The sequence below is a fragment of the Faecalicatena sp. Marseille-Q4148 genome (assembly GCA_018228665.1).
Lineage (GTDB): Bacteria > Bacillota > Clostridia > Lachnospirales > Lachnospiraceae > UBA9414.
This window is the reverse complement of record CP073692.1, coordinates 1,590,588-1,610,320: the sequence shown is the minus strand read 5'-3', so window position 1 is coordinate 1,610,320 and position 19,733 is coordinate 1,590,588. Positions and strand designations below refer to the sequence as shown.

Below are 19,733 nucleotides of genomic sequence, written 5' to 3'. Positions count from 1 at the left end.
TTTAACTGCAAAGGGAGTAGGGTGATCTTGCTTCCTTTTTTGATAAAAGCACAGGTGTAATAAGATGAGAGGAGGCGTGTAGAGAATGGAACAGTATGCAATTGAGATGTTGAATATCACGAAAAGATTTCCGGGCATCATCGCAAACGATAATATTACTTTACAGCTGAAAAAAGGCGAGATCCACGCACTTCTGGGTGAAAATGGTGCAGGAAAATCTACGCTTATGAGTGTTCTTTTCGGGTTATATCAGCCGGAGGAAGGCGAGATCCGCAAAGATGGGAAAAAGGTAGCAATCAATGATCCGAATGATGCCAATGCACTTGGGATCGGAATGGTACACCAGCATTTTAAACTGGTGGAATGTTTTAGCGTTTTAGATAATATCATTCTCGGCGCAGAGACAACGAAGGGCGGATTTCTTAAAAAGGATGAAGCAAGAAAGAAAGTCATGGAGCTTTCGGAAAAATATGGGCTTGCAGTAGATCCGGATGCAATTATTGAGGATATTACCGTTGGTATGCAGCAGAGAACAGAGATTCTCAAGATGCTTTATCGCGATAATGAGATTCTGATTTTTGACGAACCGACAGCGGTTCTGACTCCGCAGGAGATTCAGGAATTGATGACAATTATGAAGAACCTTGCAGCAGAAGGAAAGAGTATTTTATTTATTACTCATAAACTTGCAGAAATTATGCAGGTATCTGACCGTTGTACTGTTCTTCGCAAAGGTAAATATATCGGTACCGTAGAGACGAAGGATACGACACCGGAGAAACTTTCTGCCATGATGGTAGGCCGTGACGTAAATTTTGTTGTTGAGAAGAAGCCGGCAAAACCACAGGAGGTTGTTCTTGATGTTCAGGGGATGACAGTTGCTTCAAAACATCATAAAAACAATGCCGTTAATAATGTATCTCTTCAGGTAAGACGGGGAGAGATTGTTTGTATCGCCGGAATTGACGGAAATGGTCAGACAGAATTTGTATATGGACTTTCTGGGCTGGAACCGTTAAAGAGCGGAAAGATTATCATGAATGGGCAGGACATTACACATATGCCGATCCGCAAGCGTTTGACATCAGGGATGAGCCACATTCCGGAAGACAGACATAAACATGGACTTGTTCTTGATTATTCTCTTGAAGATAATATTGTACTTCAAAGATATTTTGAACCGCAGTTTACGAATAAAGGTGGATTTTTAAAGCGCAAGGCAATCCGCGAATATGCAAATAAACTGATTGAGCAGTATGATATCCGGTCAGGACAGGGAGCTGTTACGAAAGCCCGCTCTATGTCAGGAGGTAATCAGCAGAAAGCGATCATTGCCCGCGAGATTGATAAAAATCCGGAACTTTTGATCGCAGTTCAGCCGACAAGAGGGCTTGACGTCGGCGCGATTGAATACATCCATAAGCAGCTGGTGGCACAGAGGGATGCAGGAAAAGGAGTGCTGCTTGTGAGTCTGGAGCTGGATGAGGTTATGAATGTTTCTGACAGAATCCTCGTTATGTACGAAGGTGAAATTGTTGGAGAATTTGATCCGAAGAAGGTTACAGTGGAAGAGCTTGGTCTTTACATGGCAGGTTCTAAGAGAAAGGAGGCAGGAACAAATGAATAAAGAAACAACGAAGAAACAAAGCCTCTTGAGAAACAGCGGCGTTCAGACCATACTCGGATCAGTGCTTTGTATCATACTCGGTCTTTTGATCGGATATGTGGTACTTTTGATCATTAATCCGAGCGGCGCCGGTAAAGCAATCACTGCAATTTTGAAAAACTATTTATATTATCCGAGTTCTGTTGCAGTTATGAAATATTTGGGAACGACGCTTGTAAAAGCCTCAGCGCTTCTGATGTGTTCCCTGTCAGTGCTTTTTGCGTGGAAGGTTGGTCTTTTTAATATCGGTGCAGCAGGACAGTATGTCATTGGAGTTGGTACATGTCTTTTCCTGGCGCTGAAGTTTGATATGCCGTGGTATATCTGTCTTCCGGCAGCAATGCTGGCAGCAGCAATTGTAGGTGGTATTTCAGGCGCCTTGAAGGCTTACTTTAATGTAAATGAAGTTATTTCCTGTATCATGTTGAACTGGATTGGGCTGTACTGCGTAAATATGCTTCTGACAAAAGTAAAAGAACAGTCTACACCGTACACAAAGACATTAGAGAGTACAAATTCATCTGCACTTCTTCCGAATGCAGGATTGGATAAAATGTTTTCTAATAATGAATTCGTGACGATCGGAGTGATACTTTCGGTTGTCATGGCAGTTCTTGTATGGATCGTACTGGATAAAACAAAATTTGGTTATGAATTAAAAGCAACAGGTATGAATAAAAATGCTGCAAAATATTGCGGTATGCGGGAAAAGAGAAACATCATTTTAACAATGATGATCGCAGGAGCTCTTGCAGGAATGGGAGCAGGCATTTTCTATTTAAGCGGTATTGAGCAGTGGATGGTACAGCAGACAAGCGTTCCGGCGATGGGATTCAATGGAATCGCGGCGGCATTCCTCGGTGGAACGAACCCGATCGGAGCTATCTTTTCTTCTTATTTTATCCAGCATATTACAAGTGGTGGAACTTATGTAGATAAGACAATGTACTGTACGCAGATTTCAGATTTGATTTCAGCGTTTATCATTTATTTATGCGGTTTTGTATTGTTCTTCAAGATGTGGCTGAACAGATATCTGGATAAGCGAGATGAGAAAATGGCTGCAAAAGAACAGAAAGGAGGCGAAGCATAATGTTATTATTAGTTCAGTATACATTAATATTTGCTTCTGTTCTGCTGCTGGTAGCACTTGGCGGCTGCTTCTCAGAACATAGTGGTGTTATTAATATCGGACTGGAAGGCATCATGGTTATGGGAGCGCTCGGAGGTGCTCTGACAATGAAATATCTTCCGGCAGGCATGGCTGCTCCGCTTGTGATTCTGCTTGTGATTCTTGCAAGTGTTCTCATCGGTATGATCTTCTCGCTTCTTCTCGGTGTGGCGGCGATTCGGTTTAATGCGGATCAGACGCTTGTCGGAACGGCGCTGAATTTACTTGGACCGGCAGCGGCAGTTGTTATTGTAAGAGCAATCAATACAGCAGAAAGTGTGGATAATGTTTCTTCGACAGTGGCTTATGGTCATGCAAAGAAAGCGTTTATCATGAACATCGGCAGATTTGAATTTAACTGGTTCATGCTGATTGCATTTATCATGTTGATTGTTTCTTATGTAGTGCTTTATAAGACGAAATTTGGTTTAAGACTCTGTGCATGTGGTGAACATCCGCAGGCAGCAGACTCTGTCGGAATTAATGTTTATAAAATGCGTTATGCAGGCGTATTGATTTCAGGAGCACTGGGCGGACTTGGAGGACTTGTCTATATTACTGCCGGAGTAAGCGAATGGAAATTTGAAAATGGTGTGGCAGGATTTGGCTTCCTGGCATTGGCGGTTATGATCTTTGGACAGTGGAGACCAATCAGTATAGGAATGGCAGCGCTTCTGTTTGGATTTTTCCGTGCTCTTTCTAATGTATATACAGGATTTGATGCACTTGTGGCGCTGAAGCTTCCGAGTACTTTATACAATATGCTTCCGTATATTATCTCCCTTGTTGTTCTTGTATTTGTATCTAAGAAATCAAGAGCGCCGAAGGCAGAGGGTATCCCGTATGATAAAGGACAGCGCTAGAAGGAGGAAAAGCTAGATATGAAAAATTATTCAGAAGATGCAAGCAGACAGTATCATATTCAGGTGGCACAAGGAGAGATTGGCCGTTATGTGATCATGCCTGGAGATCCAAAAAGATGTGTGAAGATTGCTCAATATTTTGATAATCCGGTTCTGATTGCAGATAACAGAGAATATGTCACTTATACAGGAACGCTTGATGGGGTAAAGGTTAGTGTTACCTCTACAGGAATCGGTGGACCGTCAGCGTCTATCGCTATGGAAGAGCTGTACCGCTGCGGTGCGGATACATTTATCCGGATCGGGACATGTGGAGGTATGCAAACAGAAGTAAAGAGTGGAGACGTTGTGATCGCAACGGGAGCAATCCGCATGGAGGGAACTTCAAGAGAATATGCACCGATGGAATTTCCTGCGGTAGCAGATCTGACAGTAACGAATGCGCTTGTGGAAGCAGCACAGAAGAAAGCGTGCAAATTCCATACAGGTGTTGTCCAGTGTAAGGATGCGTTCTACGGGCAGCATGAGCCGGAGACAAAGCCGGTAAGCTATGAACTGATGAATAAATGGGAGGCATGGAAACGTCTTGGATGTCTGGCATCTGAGATGGAATCAGCAGCACTTTTTATTGTGGCAAGTTATCTTGGCGTGCGTGCGGGTTCCTGTTTCCTTGTTGTTGCTAATCAGGAAAGAGAGAAGTTGGGACTGGAAAATCCGGTTGTACATGATACAGATAAAGCAATTCAGGTTGCAGTTGATGCAATCCGCGAGCTAATCAAAAAGGATCAGGCAAAGGAAAAATAAAGAGGAGATGGAAACGATGAATCATTCAGAAATTTTAAAACATGTTGACCATACATTATTGACACAGGCTGCTACCTGGGAAGAAATTAAGCAGATCTGTGATGAGGCAATGGAATATAAGACTGCGTCCGTATGTATTCCGCCAAGTTATGTAAAAGAGGCAGCCGAATACATGGGAGGCAAGATTCCGGTATGCACAGTAATCGGATTTCCTAACGGATATATGACAACAAAAACAAAAGAATTTGAGACAAGAGATGCAATTGCAAATGGTGCAGAAGAGATCGATATGGTAATCAATATCGGATGGCTGAAAGATAAAAAATATGATCTTGTAGAAGAGGAAATCCGTACATTAAAAGCAGCATGCGGAGAAAAGATCTTAAAAGTGATTATTGAGACATGTCTTTTGACAGAAGAAGAGAAAGTAAAAATGTGCGAACTTGTAACAAATGCAGGGGCAGATTATATTAAGACTTCCACAGGCTTTTCGAAAGCGGGAGCTACATTTGAAGATATTGAATTGTTTGCAAAACATATCGGTCCAAATGTAAAAATGAAGGCTGCCGGAGGAATTTCAGCATTGGAAGATGCAGAGAAATTTCTTGCACTTGGAGCAGACCGCTTAGGAACAAGCAGAATGATTAAGCTTGTGAAAAATGAAGAGGCAACAGGATATTAAGATTTCGGAGGGATCTGCAGATGGACAAACAACTCATAGAGAAATTGATTGAAACTGCGGTTGAACAGCTGAATTTTTCTTACGCACCGTATTCCGGGTATAAAGTCGGTGCAGCTTTGCTTGCAAAGAATGGAACGCTTTATACGGGATGCAATATTGAAAATGCTTCGTACACACCGACAAACTGTGCAGAGCGAACTGCATTTTTTAAGGCAGTAAGTGAAGGCGTCAGAGAATTTGAAGCAATCTGTATCGTAGGTGGAAGAGAAGGAATCCTGACGGATTATGCGGCGCCTTGCGGGGTGTGCCGTCAGGTTATGATGGAATTCTGCAATCCAAAAGAGTTTCAGATTATTTTGGCAACGAGTAAAGAACATTATGATATTTTTACGCTGGAGCAGTTGCTTCCGCTTGGATTCGGGCCGGGAAATCTGGTGTAAATAAACTGATAAACAGGGAGAATGTGAGCATGCGAGCAGAAGAATTGAAACGTCTGCCCAAAATAGAGCTGCATTGTCATCTGGATGGTTCACTCAGCAAAGAGTTCATTCAGACACATCTTGGAAGAGATGTGTCTGAAGAAGAACTTTCCGTATCTGCAGATTGTAAAAGTCTTGTAGAATATCTGGAAAAATTTGAACTGCCGTGTGCGTGCCTGAAAGATGAAGAAGGGCTTGAAGGGGCAGGTTATGATGTATTAAAGACGATGAGCGCAGAAGAAGTATGTTATACAGAAATACGATTTGCACCGCTTTTTTCTGTGACAGAGAAAATGGGAACAAAACAGGTACTCGAAGCGTTGCTGCGGGGACTTGAACGGGGAAAGAAAGCATTTGGAATCGAGTACAATGTTATCACCTGTGCGATGCGTCATCACAGCGAGGAAGAGAATTTTAAAATGATCCGTGATGCAAGAGAGTTTCTTGGCGCAGGTGTATGTGCAGCCGATCTGGCTGGAGCAGAGGCACAGTATCCAATGACAGAGTTTATGGATCTGTTCCAAAAAACAAAAGCACTCGGTATGCCATTTACGATACATGCCGGTGAATGTGGAAGTGCGCAGAATATTGCAGATGCGGTAAAAGCAGGCGCCGGAAGAATTGGACATGGAATTGCGATGCGGGGACATCCGGGACTGCAAAAACTTGTTCGTGCAGAGGGGATCGGAATTGAAATGTGTCCGATCAGCAATCTTCAGACAAAAGCAGTAAGCTGTCCGGAAGAATACCCGCTGCGGGAATTTTTAAAGGCAGGACTTTCTGTAAGTATTAATACAGATAATCGTACTGTCAGCAACACTTCCATGACAAAAGAATTAGAATTTATTCAAAACACATATGGAATGAATGATACAGACTTGATCCGTCTGATGAAAAATGCAGCAGACACTGCCTTTGCATCAGATGATACGAAACAGAGATTATACCGTAAGATTACAGAATTTGAGCAGAATAACAGATAGTATGAGGAGAGACAGGATGAATAAATATAAGAGAGTTTTTGTGATTGTATTAGATTCTCTTGGAATTGGAGCCATGCCGGATTCTGGGAGATTTGGAGATACAGGCGTAGATACCTTTGGACATATTTTGGAACAGATGGAAACGCTTGAGATTCCGAATCTTCAGAAGCTGGGAATGCTGAATCTGCATAAAGGTGGAAAAATGGAAGGTGTAGAACATCCGCTTGGACGCTATATGCGGATGGCAGAAGCAAGTAATGGCAAAGATACGATGACAGGACATTGGGAAATGATGGGGATTCATACAGAAAAACCATTTAAAACTTTTACAGAAACAGGCTTCCCAAAAGAATTGATCGAAGAGCTGGAGAAGCAATGCGGGAAACGAGTCATTGGAAATAAGAGTGCAAGCGGAACTGAGATCATCGAGGAATTGGGAGAAGAAGAAATCAAGACAGGCGCTATGATCGTGTATACATCTGCAGATTCTGTGCTTCAGATCTGTGGAAATGAGGAAACATTTGATCTTCAGAATCTGTACCGGTGCTGTGAGATTGCAAGAGAGATTACAATGAAGGATGAATGGCGTGTTGGACGTGTAATCGCAAGACCTTATATTGGTAAGAAAAAAGGCGAGTTTAAACGTACAAGCAACCGCCATGATTATGCGTTAAAACCGACAGGTAAGACAGTGCTGAATGCGCTGAAAGACGACGGATTTGACGTGATCAGTGTTGGCAAGATCAATGATATTTTCTGCGGTGAAGGTGTGACAGAGGCACACCACTCTAACAGTTCTGTACATGGAATGGAACAGACGATCGAGATTAGTAAAAAAGATTTTAATGGTTTGTGTTTTGTAAATCTTGTTGATTTTGACGCTCTTTGGGGACATCGAAGAGACGTGAAAGGATACGCAGAGGAGATTGAGAAATTTGACAGGAATCTCGGAGTACTTCTGGAAACACTTCGGGAAGATGACCTTCTGATTCTGACGGCAGATCATGGAAATGATCCGACATATACAGGAACTGATCATACAAGAGAGTATGTACCGTTTATTGCCTATGCAAAACAAATGGAAGAAGGCGGTGCATTGGAAGAGGCAGATACATTTGCTGTAATCGGGGCATCTTTAGCAGAAAATTTTGGTGTGAAAATGCCGGAAGGAACGATTGGTACATCTATTTTGGAACAGCTGATATAGAGCTTTGGAGAAAGGTATGCGATGGAATAAAGATAAGGCAGCGAAAATGCTTCTGGGGATTGCAGGGATTATTTTCATCGGTATAGGCGTTTCCTTTAACGCTTCAGCAGCGCTTGGGAATGATCCGATTGGAATTGTTTATGATGGAATCCGCAATGCGGCTCATCTGTCTCCGGAGCAGCTTGGAATGACTTCAAATATCGTAAATATTGTGCTGATCATAATTGTATTTCTGGCAGAAAAACACTATGTCAGCATTGGAACGCTCGTTCATCTGCTGTTTTACGGCAATGCGGTGAGCGTTGGAGGGAAAATTTATCAAATAGTATTTGGAACAGGAACACTTTTGACGCAGATTGTGGGAGCGACAGTGGGGTGTACGCTCATGTATCTTGGAGTTGCTATGTTTATTACGGCAGATATGGGACTTGATCCCTTTACCGGTCTTGTTATGGTTCTTCGGGATAAAACAAAGAAAGAGTTTCAAACAGTAAAAATTTCATTTGATGTGGGATGCATCGCGATCGGCTTCTTGCTTGGAGGAAAGTTGGGAGTTATCACTGTGATCACGGCAGTAACAGCGGGACCTGCTATTCAGTTCCTGTCAGGAAGGATAGAAAAACTTCTGGGAAAGAGCGGGCAGGATATCCGCTAAATCGCTGCAAAACGTGAGGAAGGAGAAATGAGTGGGATATAAAACATTATATGAAGCACTGCCATTTCTGAAAGACGTTGATAAAGACAGGCAGGAACAATTCAAAGAATATTTTAAAGGAGCGCCTTTGTGGCTTCTGGATTCATTTCAGATTGAGGAAATGGATAAGAATGTGATTTTCGTGAGGGAAAATGCTCCGGTAGATAATATCTACTTTATTGGAAAAGGAACAATTGAGGCAATTGATTACCGATTTTGTGGAATTACATATGAGTTTATGCGCTTTGATAAAGTATATGCCATGGGTGGAATGGAATTTATTATGGATCTGGACAGATACCGTACGACATTGCGGACAGTTACGAAATGCACAGTCGTGAAAATACCTAAAGCAATATTTGAGAGATGGATGAGTTCGGATATTCATGCACTGAAGCAGGAGGCAAAGCGTGTTGGAGAATATCTTCTGGAAGATGGAAGAAAAGGAAGGGCGCTTCTGTTTCTTCAAGGTTCTGACAGATTAGCAATGCTGCTGACGGAACGTTATGAACGGTATGCGAGAAATGGCATGCTTCGTGTGCGGGGCGGACGTCAGAGTCTGGCAAATGGTACAGGGCTTTGCCTAAAGACGATTAATCGCGCTGTGAAAAAGTTTTCGGAAGAGGGAATGCTCACAAAAGAAGGAAATCAGATACTGATTGACTATGAGCAGTATCTTGCATTGAAAAAAATAGTTGCTTCCGTTATGGAGACGGAATAAGCGGAAAAGAGGTTAGTGATGAACGAAGTATATAACAAATTAATGACATGTGTAGAAAGTATTAAAAAGAAAATAGATTTTCAGCCGGAAGTAGCGTTGATTCTCGGATCAGGACTCGGTGATTATGCAGATGAGATCCAGATCGAGCAGACGATCGCATACACAGAGATTGAAGGGTTCCCGACATCTACTGTAGCAGGACATAAGGGAAGATTTGTATTTGGATATGTGAATCAGGTTCCGGTTGTGATTATGCAGGGACGGGTACATTTTTATGAAGGATACCCAATGTCAGATGTTGTGCTCCCGACAAGACTAATGGGAATGCTGGGCGCCAAAAAACTGATTTTGACGAATGCTGCAGGCGGAGTGAACTTTGAATTTCAGCCGGGTGATTTCATGATGATCACTGATCATATTACAACAGGTGTACCAAGTCCTCTGATCGGACCGAATTTGGATGAACTTGGAGCAAGATTTCCGGATATGAGTGAAGTGTATAGTAAGCGTATGCGCGATATTATCCGCAAAACTGCGGAAGAACTGCAGATCAAGCTTCAGGAAGGCGTTTATGTGCAGTTTACCGGACCAAGCTACGAGACACCGGCAGAAGTGCGTCTCTGCAGAGCGATGGGCGGTGATGCAGTAGGTATGAGCACAGCATGTGAGGCAATGGCAGCACATCATATGGGAATGGAAGTGTGCGGTATCTCCTGTATTACGAATCTGGCAGCAGGTATGTCAAAAGAACAGCTGAATCATAAAGAAGTACAGGAAACAGCTGACCGTGTAGCAAAACAGTTTAAAGAGCTTGTAACAGGAGTCATTACAAGAATTTAGAAACAGAAAAAAGATTCTGGACAGAGATAGGAAAAGGGATTGCTTTATCAGGCGTATGCTGATGAAGCAGTTCCTTTTTTGCTGGAAAGGAAATTTCATGTGTGATAAGATAGAAAAAAGAAAAAGTTGAAGGAGGCAGTAGTTATGCATAAATTAAGTACATTGTGTTATATAGAACACAATGGAAAATATCTGATGCTCCATCGAACAGTGAAAGAAAATGATGTGAATAAAGACAAATGGATTGGAGTCGGAGGACATTTTGAAGAAGATGAAAGCCCGGAAGAATGTATGCTACGAGAAGTAAAGGAAGAGACCGGATATACGTTGACGTCTTACCGGTATCGTGGAATTGTTACTTTCGTTACAGAAAAAGGGCTCACAGAATATATGTCGCTTTTTACGGCAGATGAATTTGTGGGAGAGCCAATCGTGTGCGATGAAGGTAAACTGGAATGGATTGAAATTGATCGTGTCAGTGAATTAAATCTTTGGCAGGGAGATAAGATTTTTTTGAAATTGCTGGCGGAAGAAGTTCCGTTTTTCTCACTGAAATTAGTGTATGACCGGACAGACAGGCTCATAAAAGCAGTATTAGATGGAAAGGATCTTGATATTAGCGATCAATCAATTTATTGCCAAGCGAATTGCACAAGTCAGGATGACGGAAACAATTATGAAGAATAAAAAGAGATTGGAATTATTTGAAACTGTACCAATCCCAAAGGCAGTGGCACAGTTATCTGTTCCTACTATTTTGAGTTCTCTTGTTATGGTTATTTATAATCTGGCAGATACATATTTTGTAGGAATGTTGAACAATCCGATAGAAAATGCGGCTGTAACATTGGCAGCGCCGGTACTGCTTGCCTTTAATGCAGTGAATAATCTTTTCGGCGTGGGAAGTTCCAGTATGATGAGCAGAGCGCTTGGACGGAAAGATTATGATACCGTATATAAAAGCTCGGCGGTTGGATTCTACAGTGCATTGTTTAGCGGAATTGTATTCTCGCTTCTTTGTACATTTGGACAGGCGCCTCTTTTAAATATCCTGGGTGCAGACGCAAAAACAGCAGAGGCAACGGCAGCGTATTTGCAATGGACGGTTAATTTCGGCGCGGTGCCGTCTATTTTAAATGTTGTGCTGGCATATCTGGTAAGGGCAGAAGGCGCTTCGCTTCATGCAAGCATTGGTACAATGAGCGGCTGCCTGATGAATATGATTTTAGATCCGATTTTTATTTTGCCGCAGGGACTGGATATGGGAGCCGCAGGAGCAGGAATGGCGACATGCATTTCAAATTGCTTTGCCTGCATGTATTTCTTTGTACTTTTGTATGTGAGAAGGAAATCAACATATGTATGTATCCAGCCTTCGCAGTGTAAGTTCAAAAGAGAGATTGTGCTTGGAATCTGCGGAGTAGGAATTCCGGCATCGATCCAAAATCTGCTCAATGTTACCGGAATGACAATTTTAAATAATTTTACAGCAGGATTTGGAGCAGATGCAGTTGCAGCAATGGGGATCACTCAGAAAATCAATATGGTTCCAATGAACATTGCAATGGGCATGTCACAGGGAATCATGCCGTTGATCAGCTATAACTATTCCAGTGGAAATCATAAACGAATGAAAGGAACGCTGCTTTTTTCCGCAAGAATTTCCCTTGGATTTCTTGCAATAGTGGCAATTGGTTATTATGTGGGAGCCGGAAAATTAATCTCGCTCTTTATGGAAAATGAAGCAATTATCACATATGGTACGCGATTTTTGAGAGGATTTTGTATGGGACTGCCGTTTTTATGCATGGACTTTCTGGCAGTCGGAGTATTTCAGGCAGTTGGAATGGGAAAGTATGCCCTGGGATTTGCGATTATGCGGAAAATTATTTTGGAGATACCGGCGATTTATATTTTAAATGCATTATTCCCGCTATATGGACTTGCATATACGCAGTTTACGGCAGAAATTGTGCTGGCAGCTGCAGCGGTGATTGGATTAATACGTCTTTTCCGAAAACTTGAAAATCGTGCAGCGGCTGAAGCATAAGAGAGAGCGTATAAGAGAGTGTGAGACAGAAGGCGAAACTTCTGTCTCATTTTGCATTTTCAGGGCTGTTCAGAAAGAGTGGAAAAATATTTGGAAAAAATTGCAAAAAAATGTTGACAATCGCATCCGGGAGTGATAATATAAACGAGCTGTCGCAAGACAGGGCTTCCGATCAACAAAAAAGTTTTCTGGAAAAGAAAAAAGTTGTTGACAAAGCCGAACAGATGTGATAATCTAAATGAGCTGTCGCAAAGACAACAAGAACTTGAAAAAATAAAATAAAAAAGTTCTTGACAAAGCAAATCGGTTATGATAAACTAGATGAGCTGTCAAACGACAGAGAACCTTGATAACTAAACAATAGACAACAACCCTGAAAATTTCTTTAAAGAGATTTCAGAACGAGTTGGACACAAAAGTCTAACGACCTAAAAACAGTAATTATGGATGAATTAGCTAGCAGTTGATTCGCCAAGAACAAACACTTTTAACGAGAGTTTGATCCTGGCTCAGGATGAACGCTGGCGGCGTGCTTAACACATGCAAGTCGAGCGAAGCGCTTTTACGGATTTCTTCGGATTGAAGTGATAGTGACTGAGCGGCGGACGGGTGAGTAACGCGTGGGTAACCTGCCTCATACAGGGGGATAACAGTTAGAAATGGCTGCTAATACCGCATAAGCGCACAGTACCGCATGGTACGGTGTGAAAAACTCCGGTGGTATGAGATGGACCCGCGTCTGATTAGGTAGTTGGTGGGGTAACGGCCTACCAAGCCAACGATCAGTAGCCGACCTGAGAGGGCGACCGGCCACATTGGGACTGAGACACGGCCCAAACTCCTACGGGAGGCAGCAGTGGGGAATATTGCACAATGGGGGAAACCCTGATGCAGCGACGCCGCGTGAAGGATGAAGTATTTCGGTATGTAAACTTCTATCAGCAGGGAAGAAAATGACGGTACCTGAGTAAGAAGCCCCGGCTAACTACGTGCCAGCAGCCGCGGTAATACGTAGGGGGCAAGCGTTATCCGGATTTACTGGGTGTAAAGGGAGCGTAGACGGAAGTGCAAGTCTGATGTGAAAACCCGAGGCTCAACCACGGGACTGCATTGGAAACTGTGCTTCTAGAGTGCCGGAGAGGTAAGCGGAATTCCTAGTGTAGCGGTGAAATGCGTAGATATTAGGAGGAACACCAGTGGCGAAGGCGGCTTACTGGACGGTAACTGACGTTGAGGCTCGAAAGCGTGGGGAGCAAACAGGATTAGATACCCTGGTAGTCCACGCCGTAAACGATGACTACTAGGTGTCGGGCAGCAAAGCTGTTCGGTGCCGCAGCTAACGCAATAAGTAGTCCACCTGGGGAGTACGTTCGCAAGAATGAAACTCAAAGGAATTGACGGGGACCCGCACAAGCGGTGGAGCATGTGGTTTAATTCGAAGCAACGCGAAGAACCTTACCTGCTCTTGACATCCCTCTGACCGGCAAGTAATGTTGCCTTTCCTTCGGGACAGAGGAGACAGGTGGTGCATGGTTGTCGTCAGCTCGTGTCGTGAGATGTTGGGTTAAGTCCCGCAACGAGCGCAACCCCTATCTTCAGTAGCCAGCGGTAAGGCCGGGCACTCTGGAGAGACTGCCAGGGATAACCTGGAGGAAGGTGGGGATGACGTCAAATCATCATGCCCCTTATGAGCAGGGCTACACACGTGCTACAATGGCGTAAACAAAGGGAAGCGAAAGGGTGACCTGGAGCAAATCTCAGAAATAACGTCTCAGTTCGGATTGTAGTCTGCAACTCGACTACATGAAGCTGGAATCGCTAGTAATCGCGAATCAGCATGTCGCGGTGAATACGTTCCCGGGTCTTGTACACACCGCCCGTCACACCATGGGAGTCAGTAACGCCCGAAGTCAGTGACCTAACCTTAGGGGAGGAGCTGCCGAAGGCGGGACGGATAACTGGGGTGAAGTCGTAACAAGGTAGCCGTATCGGAAGGTGCGGCTGGATCACCTCCTTTCTAAGGAAGAAGAAGTAAGAGCTGTTGTCTATTGTTGAGTTATTAAGGAGAAGTCTTCAAGCAAGGGCTGTGGAAGGAAGTTCTTCACACGGAGTGCGAAGAACAGCTTTCGTACTAAGCTCGAGAAGACCTCGCTAAGTACTCAATGCTTCTGGTGGCGATGCGCTTAGGGGAGACACCCGTTCCCATCTCGAACACGATGGTTAAGACCTAAGCGGCCGATGGTACTGCACTGGAGACGGTGTGGGAGAGTAGGTGGCCGCCAGATCATAAAAAAAGTTTTACCAGTGATCAGGGTTCTGAAGAGATTCAGATTTCTGATGACTGATAAAACAGTCAATGTACCTTGAAAACCGCATATAAGAAATAAATTGATGAAAATATCAAGACATCCGAGGTAATTGTTATAAAATAATGATTATTCGAAACACTGATTCAAATGAATCAAACCTAATTACCAACGCATGCAACGCTATGCATGTGTAGCTAACGTCCATTCCCGTGGACGAAGGCAAGTTGGTTATGCTAGAAAGAGCGCAGGGTGGATGCCTTGGCACTAAGAGCCGATGAAGGACGTGATAAGCTGCGAAAAGCTTCGGGGAGGAGCAAATATCCAACGATCCGGAGATATCCGAATGGGGAAACCTACTTGAGAAGCCCTCAAGTATCCATACGCCAATCCATAACGTATGGAGGGGAACCCGGTGAACTGAAACATCTAAGTAGCCGGAGGAAGAGAAAGAAACATCGATTTCCAAAGTAGCGGCGAGCGAAATGGAAAGAGCCCAAACCCGGATGCGTGCATCCGGGGGTTAGGACCGCAACAAGTGACTCGTATATTAGGAGAATGGTTTTGGGAAAGCCAGCCAGAGAGGGTGAAAGCCCCGTACCTGAAAATAGAAGAGAGCGAGCGGGATCCAGAGTACCACGAGACACGAGAAACCTTGTGGGAAGGAGCGGGGACCACCCCGTAAGGCTAAATACTACTTAGTGACCGATAGCGCATAGTACTGTGAAGGAAAGGTGAAAAGGACCCCGGGAGGGGAGTGAAAGAGAACCTGAAACCCTGTGTTTACAAGCTGTGGAACCATTATAAAGTGGAACCGCGTACTTTTTGTAGAACGGTCCGGCGAGTTACGTCGGCTGGCGAGGTTAAGGACTTTAGGTCCGGAGCCGAAGGGAAACCAAGTCTTAATAGGGCGCCAAGTCAGCCGGAGTAGACCCGAAACCGGGTGATCTATCCATGTCCAGGTTGAAGTTGCCGTAAAAGGCAATGGAGGACCGAACCCACATCCGTTGAAAAGGGTGGGGATGAGGTGTGGATAGGGGAGAAATTCCAATCGAACCCGGAGATAGCTGGTTCTCCTCGAAATAGCTTTAGGGCTAGCCTCGATAGAGTCACACGGAGGTAGAGCACTGAATTTCCTAGGGGGCGTCAAAGCTTACCGAAGAATATCAAACTCCGAATGCCGTAGTGATGCTTATCGGGAGTCAGACTACACGAGATAAGTTGGGTAGTCGAAAGGGAAAGAGCCCAGACCTGCAGCTAAGGTCCCAAAATGTGTGTTAAGTGGAAAAGGATGTGGGATTTCAAAGACAACCAGGATGTTGGCTTAGAAGCAGCCATACATTAAAAGAGTGCGTAATAGCTCACTGGTCGAGAGGTCCTGCGCCGAAAATGTCCGGGGCTGAAACACACTACCGAAGCTCAGGAATCCAGTAATGGATTGGTAGAGGAGCATTCTTAGGGCGGCGAAGCAGTACCGGAAGGAGCTGTGGAGCGTTAAGAAGAGAGAATGCCGGAATGAGTAGCGAGATGGAGGTGGGAATCCTCCAGGCCGAATATCTAAGGTTTCCAGAGTAAAGCTGATCTGCTCTGGGTAAGTCGGGACCTAAGGCGAGGGCGAAAGCCGTAGTCGATGGACAACAGGTTGAAATTCCTGTACTGCAGTATGACAGAACTGTGGGGACACGTGTGGAGAGCATAAGCCGGGAATGGAAAGACCGGCGCAAGCGGGGTAGGTGTCACATAGGAAAATCCGTGTGATAAGCCGAAGACGTGATGCGGAGTGAAACATAAGTAACGAAGTATGTGAGCCATGCGTCAAGAAAAGCCGCTATTGTTTGTACTGTACCCGTACCGTAAACCGACACAGGTGGATGAGGAGAGAATCCTAAGGCCGACGGGAGAAGCATTGTTAAGGAACTCGGCAAAATGACTCCGTAACTTCGGGAGAAGGAGTGCCATGTAAAAGTGGCCGCAGAGAATTGGCCCAAGCAACTGTTTAGCAAAAACACAGGTCTATGCGAAACCGAAAGGTGAAGTATATGGGCTGACGCCTGCCCGGTGCTGGAAGGTTAAGGGGAGAGGTTAGCGCAAGCGAAGCTTTGAACTTAAGCCCCAGTAAACGGCGGCCGTAACTATAACGGTCCTAAGGTAGCGAAATTCCTTGTCGGGTAAGTTCCGACCCGCACGAAAGGCGTAATGATTTGGGCACTGTCTCAACAATGCACCCGGTGAAATTGAAATACCAGTGAAGATGCTGGTTACCTGCGCCAGGACGGAAAGACCCCATGGAGCTTTACTCCAGCTTGATACTGGGATTCGGTATTGCATGTACAGGATAGGTGGGAGACGGAGAAATGGTAACGCCAGTTGCCATGGAGTCGCTGTTGGGATACCACCCTTGCAGTACTGGATTTCTAACCAGCAGCCGTGACCCGGCTGGGGGACAATGTCAGGTGGGGAGTTTGACTGGGGCGGTCGCCTCCGAAAGGGTATCGGAGGCGCTCAAAGGTTCCCTCAGAATGGTTGGAAACCATTCGAAGAGTGCAAAGGCAGAAGGGAGCTTGACTGTGACACCGACGGGTGGAGCAGGTACGAAAGTAGGACTTAGTGATCCGGTGGTATAAAGTGGGATTGCCATCGCTCAACGGATAAAAGCTACCCTGGGGATAACAGGCTTATCACTCCCAAGAGTTCACATCGACGGAGTGGTTTGGCACCTCGATGTCGGCTCATCGCATCCTGGGGCTGAAGTAGGTCCCAAGGGTTGGGCTGTTCGCCCATTAAAGCGGTACGCGAGCTGGGTTCAGAACGTCGTGAGACAGTTCGGTCCCTATCCGGCGTGGGCGTAGGATATTTGAGAGGAGCTGCCCTTAGTACGAGAGGACCGGGGTGGACTGGCCGCTGGTGTATCTGTTGTATTACCAAATGCATAGCAGAGTAGCCAAGCCGGGACGGGATAAACGCTGAAGGCATCTAAGCGTGAAGCCCCCCTCAAGATGAGATATCCCAACGAAAGTTGTAAGACCCCTTGAAGACGACGAGGTAGATAGGACAGAGGTGGAAGTGTGGTAACACATGTAGCTGACTGTTACTAATCGGTCGAGGGCATAACCAAGTGAGGTAAAGGATAGGAAAGTGAACGAAGGATGAGATTTCTTGTATGTGGTTTTGAAGGTATAGAGAGAAGACACCGTATATCATTGATATATGGTGTTTTTTACATGTATAGAATTTTTTATTTATCATTTTGAGATTAATTGAGTAATTTGCGTATATCTGTGCAAAATTATAATTAGATTTTAGATATATTTTATGCTATTTCTAAAAATTCCAGAAAGAATTTAGTGAAAATGTTGAACTTTAGTATCTAACTTGTTACACTATTAGCATATTTTTATGAAGCGAGTTTGCTTTGTGTCGGTAAGTTGAAAGGAGAATTGTTATGGGATTTTTAACAGGAAAGACAGCAATTATTACAGGGGGCGGCAGATCTGTTTTAAGTGATGGACGCTGTGGCTCAATCGGGTATGGAATTGCAACAGCATATGCAAAAGAAGGTGCAAACCTTGTGATTACTGGCAGAAATGTAAAGAAATTAGAAGAAGCAAAAGAAGAATTAGAGAAATTATATGGTGTGAAAGTTTTACCAGTGCAGGCCGATGTCAGTGCCGGAGCTGATAATGAAGCAGTTGTACAGAATGTAGTGAAAGAGGCAGTAGAAGCTTTTGGAAGAATCGATGTATTAATTAATAATGCACAGGCATCTGCTTCCGGCGTTACATTAGAAGATCATACGACAGAACAGTTTGATCTTGCGGTATATTCAGGTCTGTATGCTACATTTTATTATATGAAAGCCTGCTATCCATATTTGAAAGAAACAAAAGGAACTGTGATTAACTTTGCTTCAGGAGCCGGATTATTTGGAAATTATGGACAGTGTGCATATGCAGCAGCAAAGGAAGGTGTTCGTGGATTAACAAGAGTTGCGGCAACAGAGTGGGGGAAAGACGGAATTAATGTAAATATCATCTGCCCGCTTGCATGGACTGCACAGCTTGAGAATTTTGAAAAAACATATCCGGATGCATTTAAAGCAAATGTAAAAATGCCGCCGGCAGGACATTACGGCGATACAGAAAAAGAGATTGGACGTGTTTGTGTACAGCTTGCTTCTCCGGACTTCAAGTACATGAGTGGAGAAACAATTACGCTAGAAGGCGGTATGGGACTAAGACCATAAGAATATCAGAGCATATGGATTGTTATATGTGATAAAATAATGAAAGACAGTATAGAAGAGTGAGAATAACGGACTTTTATACTGTCTTTTTTTGGTGGTTTTGTAGAATCGGTTAAGAATTTGTACAAAGCTCATCTAACGAATGAAACGAGTAACCCATTTCTTCCCATTTTGTCAAAAGCTCATCAAGAATCTGACCGTTGGTAGAAGACGTGTTGTGAAGCAAGATAACAGCGCCCGGATGAATGCGGGGAAGCAGTTTAGCAAAAGCTTCTTCTTTTGTCGGCTGCTGATCCTGGTACCAGTCCACATAGGCAAGGCTCCAAAAAAAGGTTTTATATCCAAGAGCTTTTGCCATTTCGAGATTTTGAGTACTGTAGATTCCCTGGGGAGGTCGGTAATATTTTGTCATAGGCTCTCCGGTAATTTGTTCATAGAGCGTTTCTACTTTTTCTAATTCCTCTTGAAAACGCTCTTTTGTAGAAATTTTAGACATATCCGGATGGGTGTATGTATGATTTCCTACTGTGTGCCCTTCCTGAACGATTTGCCGGATGAGATCAGGCTGTTCTTTGACAAAGTTTCCTACGCAGAAAAAAGCAGCGGGAGCGTTGTGTTTTTTGAGCGCTTCGAGGATAGGCTTCGTATTCCCGTTTTCGTAGCCGCAGTCGAATGTCAGATACAGCTTTTTTTCGGTGGTGGCTTCTGCAAAATATGCGTCATAGGCTTTCAGCTCTTCGATAGTTGCATTTGCGGTAGGAAGCTGACCTTCCTCAGGAAAACCAAGTCCCCAGTTACCGGATGCAGAGGTTTCAACAGTTTCCGGGGAAAAACAGTCTATACAGTAGGCAGTAAATTCTCCGGCAAGAAAAGAAGCGGTAAGCAGTAAGAAATATTTTGCACACTGTTTTGCATAAGATTTGATGTTCATAATCACTCCGAAAGATGTGTTATTTTAAATATATGAAACAACAGAGAAAGTATGCGTGATGAGAAAAAAGAAGAGGGAAAAAATTTTTAGAAA

The 19,733-nt window shown here is 44.1% G+C and carries 15 protein-coding genes and 3 rRNA genes; 17 read left to right on the top strand and 1 reads right to left on the bottom strand.

Going from position 1 to position 19,733, the window contains the following annotated elements; all coding sequences use genetic code 11:
* The first annotated feature begins 85 nt into the window (after positions 1 to 85).
* From KFE17_07560 to KFE17_07480, 17 genes are all read left to right on the top strand, one after another.
* Complete coding sequence (locus KFE17_07560; GenBank protein QUO33565.1) at positions 86 to 1,627, top strand: ABC transporter ATP-binding protein; 1,542 nt, start codon at positions 86 to 88, stop codon at positions 1,625 to 1,627.
* Complete coding sequence (locus KFE17_07555) at positions 1,620 to 2,759, top strand: ABC transporter permease (GenBank protein ID QUO33564.1); 1,140 nt, start codon at positions 1,620 to 1,622, stop codon at positions 2,757 to 2,759. Before KFE17_07560 ends, KFE17_07555 begins: the two co-directional genes overlap by 8 nt.
* The gene (locus KFE17_07550) at positions 2,759 to 3,700 is read left to right on the top strand and encodes an ABC transporter permease (protein ID QUO33563.1); all 942 of its coding nucleotides are present in this window, start codon (positions 2,759 to 2,761) and stop codon (positions 3,698 to 3,700) included. Before KFE17_07555 ends, KFE17_07550 begins: the two co-directional genes overlap by 1 nt.
* Positions 3,701 to 3,718: 18 nt before the next feature.
* The gene (gene udp, locus KFE17_07545) at positions 3,719 to 4,504 is read left to right on the top strand and encodes a uridine phosphorylase (protein ID QUO33562.1); all 786 of its coding nucleotides are present in this window, start codon (positions 3,719 to 3,721) and stop codon (positions 4,502 to 4,504) included.
* A 16-nt stretch (positions 4,505 to 4,520) separates the two neighbouring features.
* The gene (gene deoC, locus KFE17_07540; GenBank protein QUO33561.1) at positions 4,521 to 5,186 is read left to right on the top strand and encodes a deoxyribose-phosphate aldolase; all 666 of its coding nucleotides are present in this window, start codon (positions 4,521 to 4,523) and stop codon (positions 5,184 to 5,186) included.
* 20 nt (positions 5,187 to 5,206) lie between these two features.
* Entirely contained in the window at positions 5,207 to 5,626 is a 420-nt protein-coding gene (gene cdd, locus KFE17_07535) for a cytidine deaminase (GenBank protein QUO33560.1), read from the top strand.
* 29 nt (positions 5,627 to 5,655) lie between these two features.
* The gene (add, locus tag KFE17_07530) at positions 5,656 to 6,648 is read left to right on the top strand and encodes an adenosine deaminase (GenBank protein QUO33559.1); all 993 of its coding nucleotides are present in this window, start codon (positions 5,656 to 5,658) and stop codon (positions 6,646 to 6,648) included.
* 16 nt (positions 6,649 to 6,664) lie between these two features.
* Positions 6,665 to 7,855, top strand: a complete 1,191-nt coding sequence (locus KFE17_07525; protein QUO33558.1) for a phosphopentomutase — start codon at positions 6,665 to 6,667, stop codon at positions 7,853 to 7,855.
* 16 nt (positions 7,856 to 7,871) lie between these two features.
* Positions 7,872 to 8,510, top strand: coding sequence for a hypothetical protein (locus KFE17_07520; GenBank protein QUO33557.1), 639 nt, complete (start codon positions 7,872 to 7,874; stop codon positions 8,508 to 8,510).
* A gap of 31 nt (positions 8,511 to 8,541) precedes the next feature.
* Positions 8,542 to 9,270 (top strand): Crp/Fnr family transcriptional regulator, encoded by a 729-nt coding sequence (locus tag KFE17_07515; protein QUO33556.1) that lies wholly within the window; start codon positions 8,542 to 8,544, stop codon positions 9,268 to 9,270.
* 18 nt (positions 9,271 to 9,288) lie between these two features.
* Positions 9,289 to 10,110, top strand: coding sequence for a purine-nucleoside phosphorylase (locus KFE17_07510; GenBank protein ID QUO33555.1), 822 nt, complete (start codon positions 9,289 to 9,291; stop codon positions 10,108 to 10,110).
* Between the two features lie 144 nt (positions 10,111 to 10,254).
* The gene (locus KFE17_07505; protein QUO33554.1) at positions 10,255 to 10,797 is read left to right on the top strand and encodes an 8-oxo-dGTP diphosphatase; all 543 of its coding nucleotides are present in this window, start codon (positions 10,255 to 10,257) and stop codon (positions 10,795 to 10,797) included.
* Entirely contained in the window at positions 10,787 to 12,160 is a 1,374-nt protein-coding gene (locus KFE17_07500) for an MATE family efflux transporter (protein QUO33553.1), read from the top strand. Before KFE17_07505 ends, KFE17_07500 begins: the two co-directional genes overlap by 11 nt.
* Positions 12,161 to 12,646: 486 nt before the next feature.
* A 16S ribosomal RNA gene (locus KFE17_07495) occupies positions 12,647 to 14,177 on the top strand.
* Between the two features lie 150 nt (positions 14,178 to 14,327).
* Positions 14,328 to 14,445 (top strand): 5S ribosomal RNA (gene rrf / locus KFE17_07490).
* Between the two features lie 250 nt (positions 14,446 to 14,695).
* Positions 14,696 to 17,581, top strand: a 23S ribosomal RNA gene (locus KFE17_07485).
* The 16S, 23S and 5S rRNA genes sit together here, the layout of an rRNA operon.
* A 327-nt stretch (positions 17,582 to 17,908) precedes the next feature.
* Entirely contained in the window at positions 17,909 to 18,709 is an 801-nt protein-coding gene (locus KFE17_07480) for an SDR family oxidoreductase (protein QUO33552.1), read from the top strand.
* A 112-nt stretch (positions 18,710 to 18,821) separates the two neighbouring features.
* Here the strand turns inward: KFE17_07480 and KFE17_07475 are convergent, their stop codons facing one another.
* Positions 18,822 to 19,640 (bottom strand): polysaccharide deacetylase family protein, encoded by an 819-nt coding sequence (locus tag KFE17_07475; protein ID QUO33551.1) that lies wholly within the window; start codon positions 19,638 to 19,640, stop codon positions 18,822 to 18,824.
* Positions 19,641 to 19,733 lie beyond the last annotated feature (93 nt).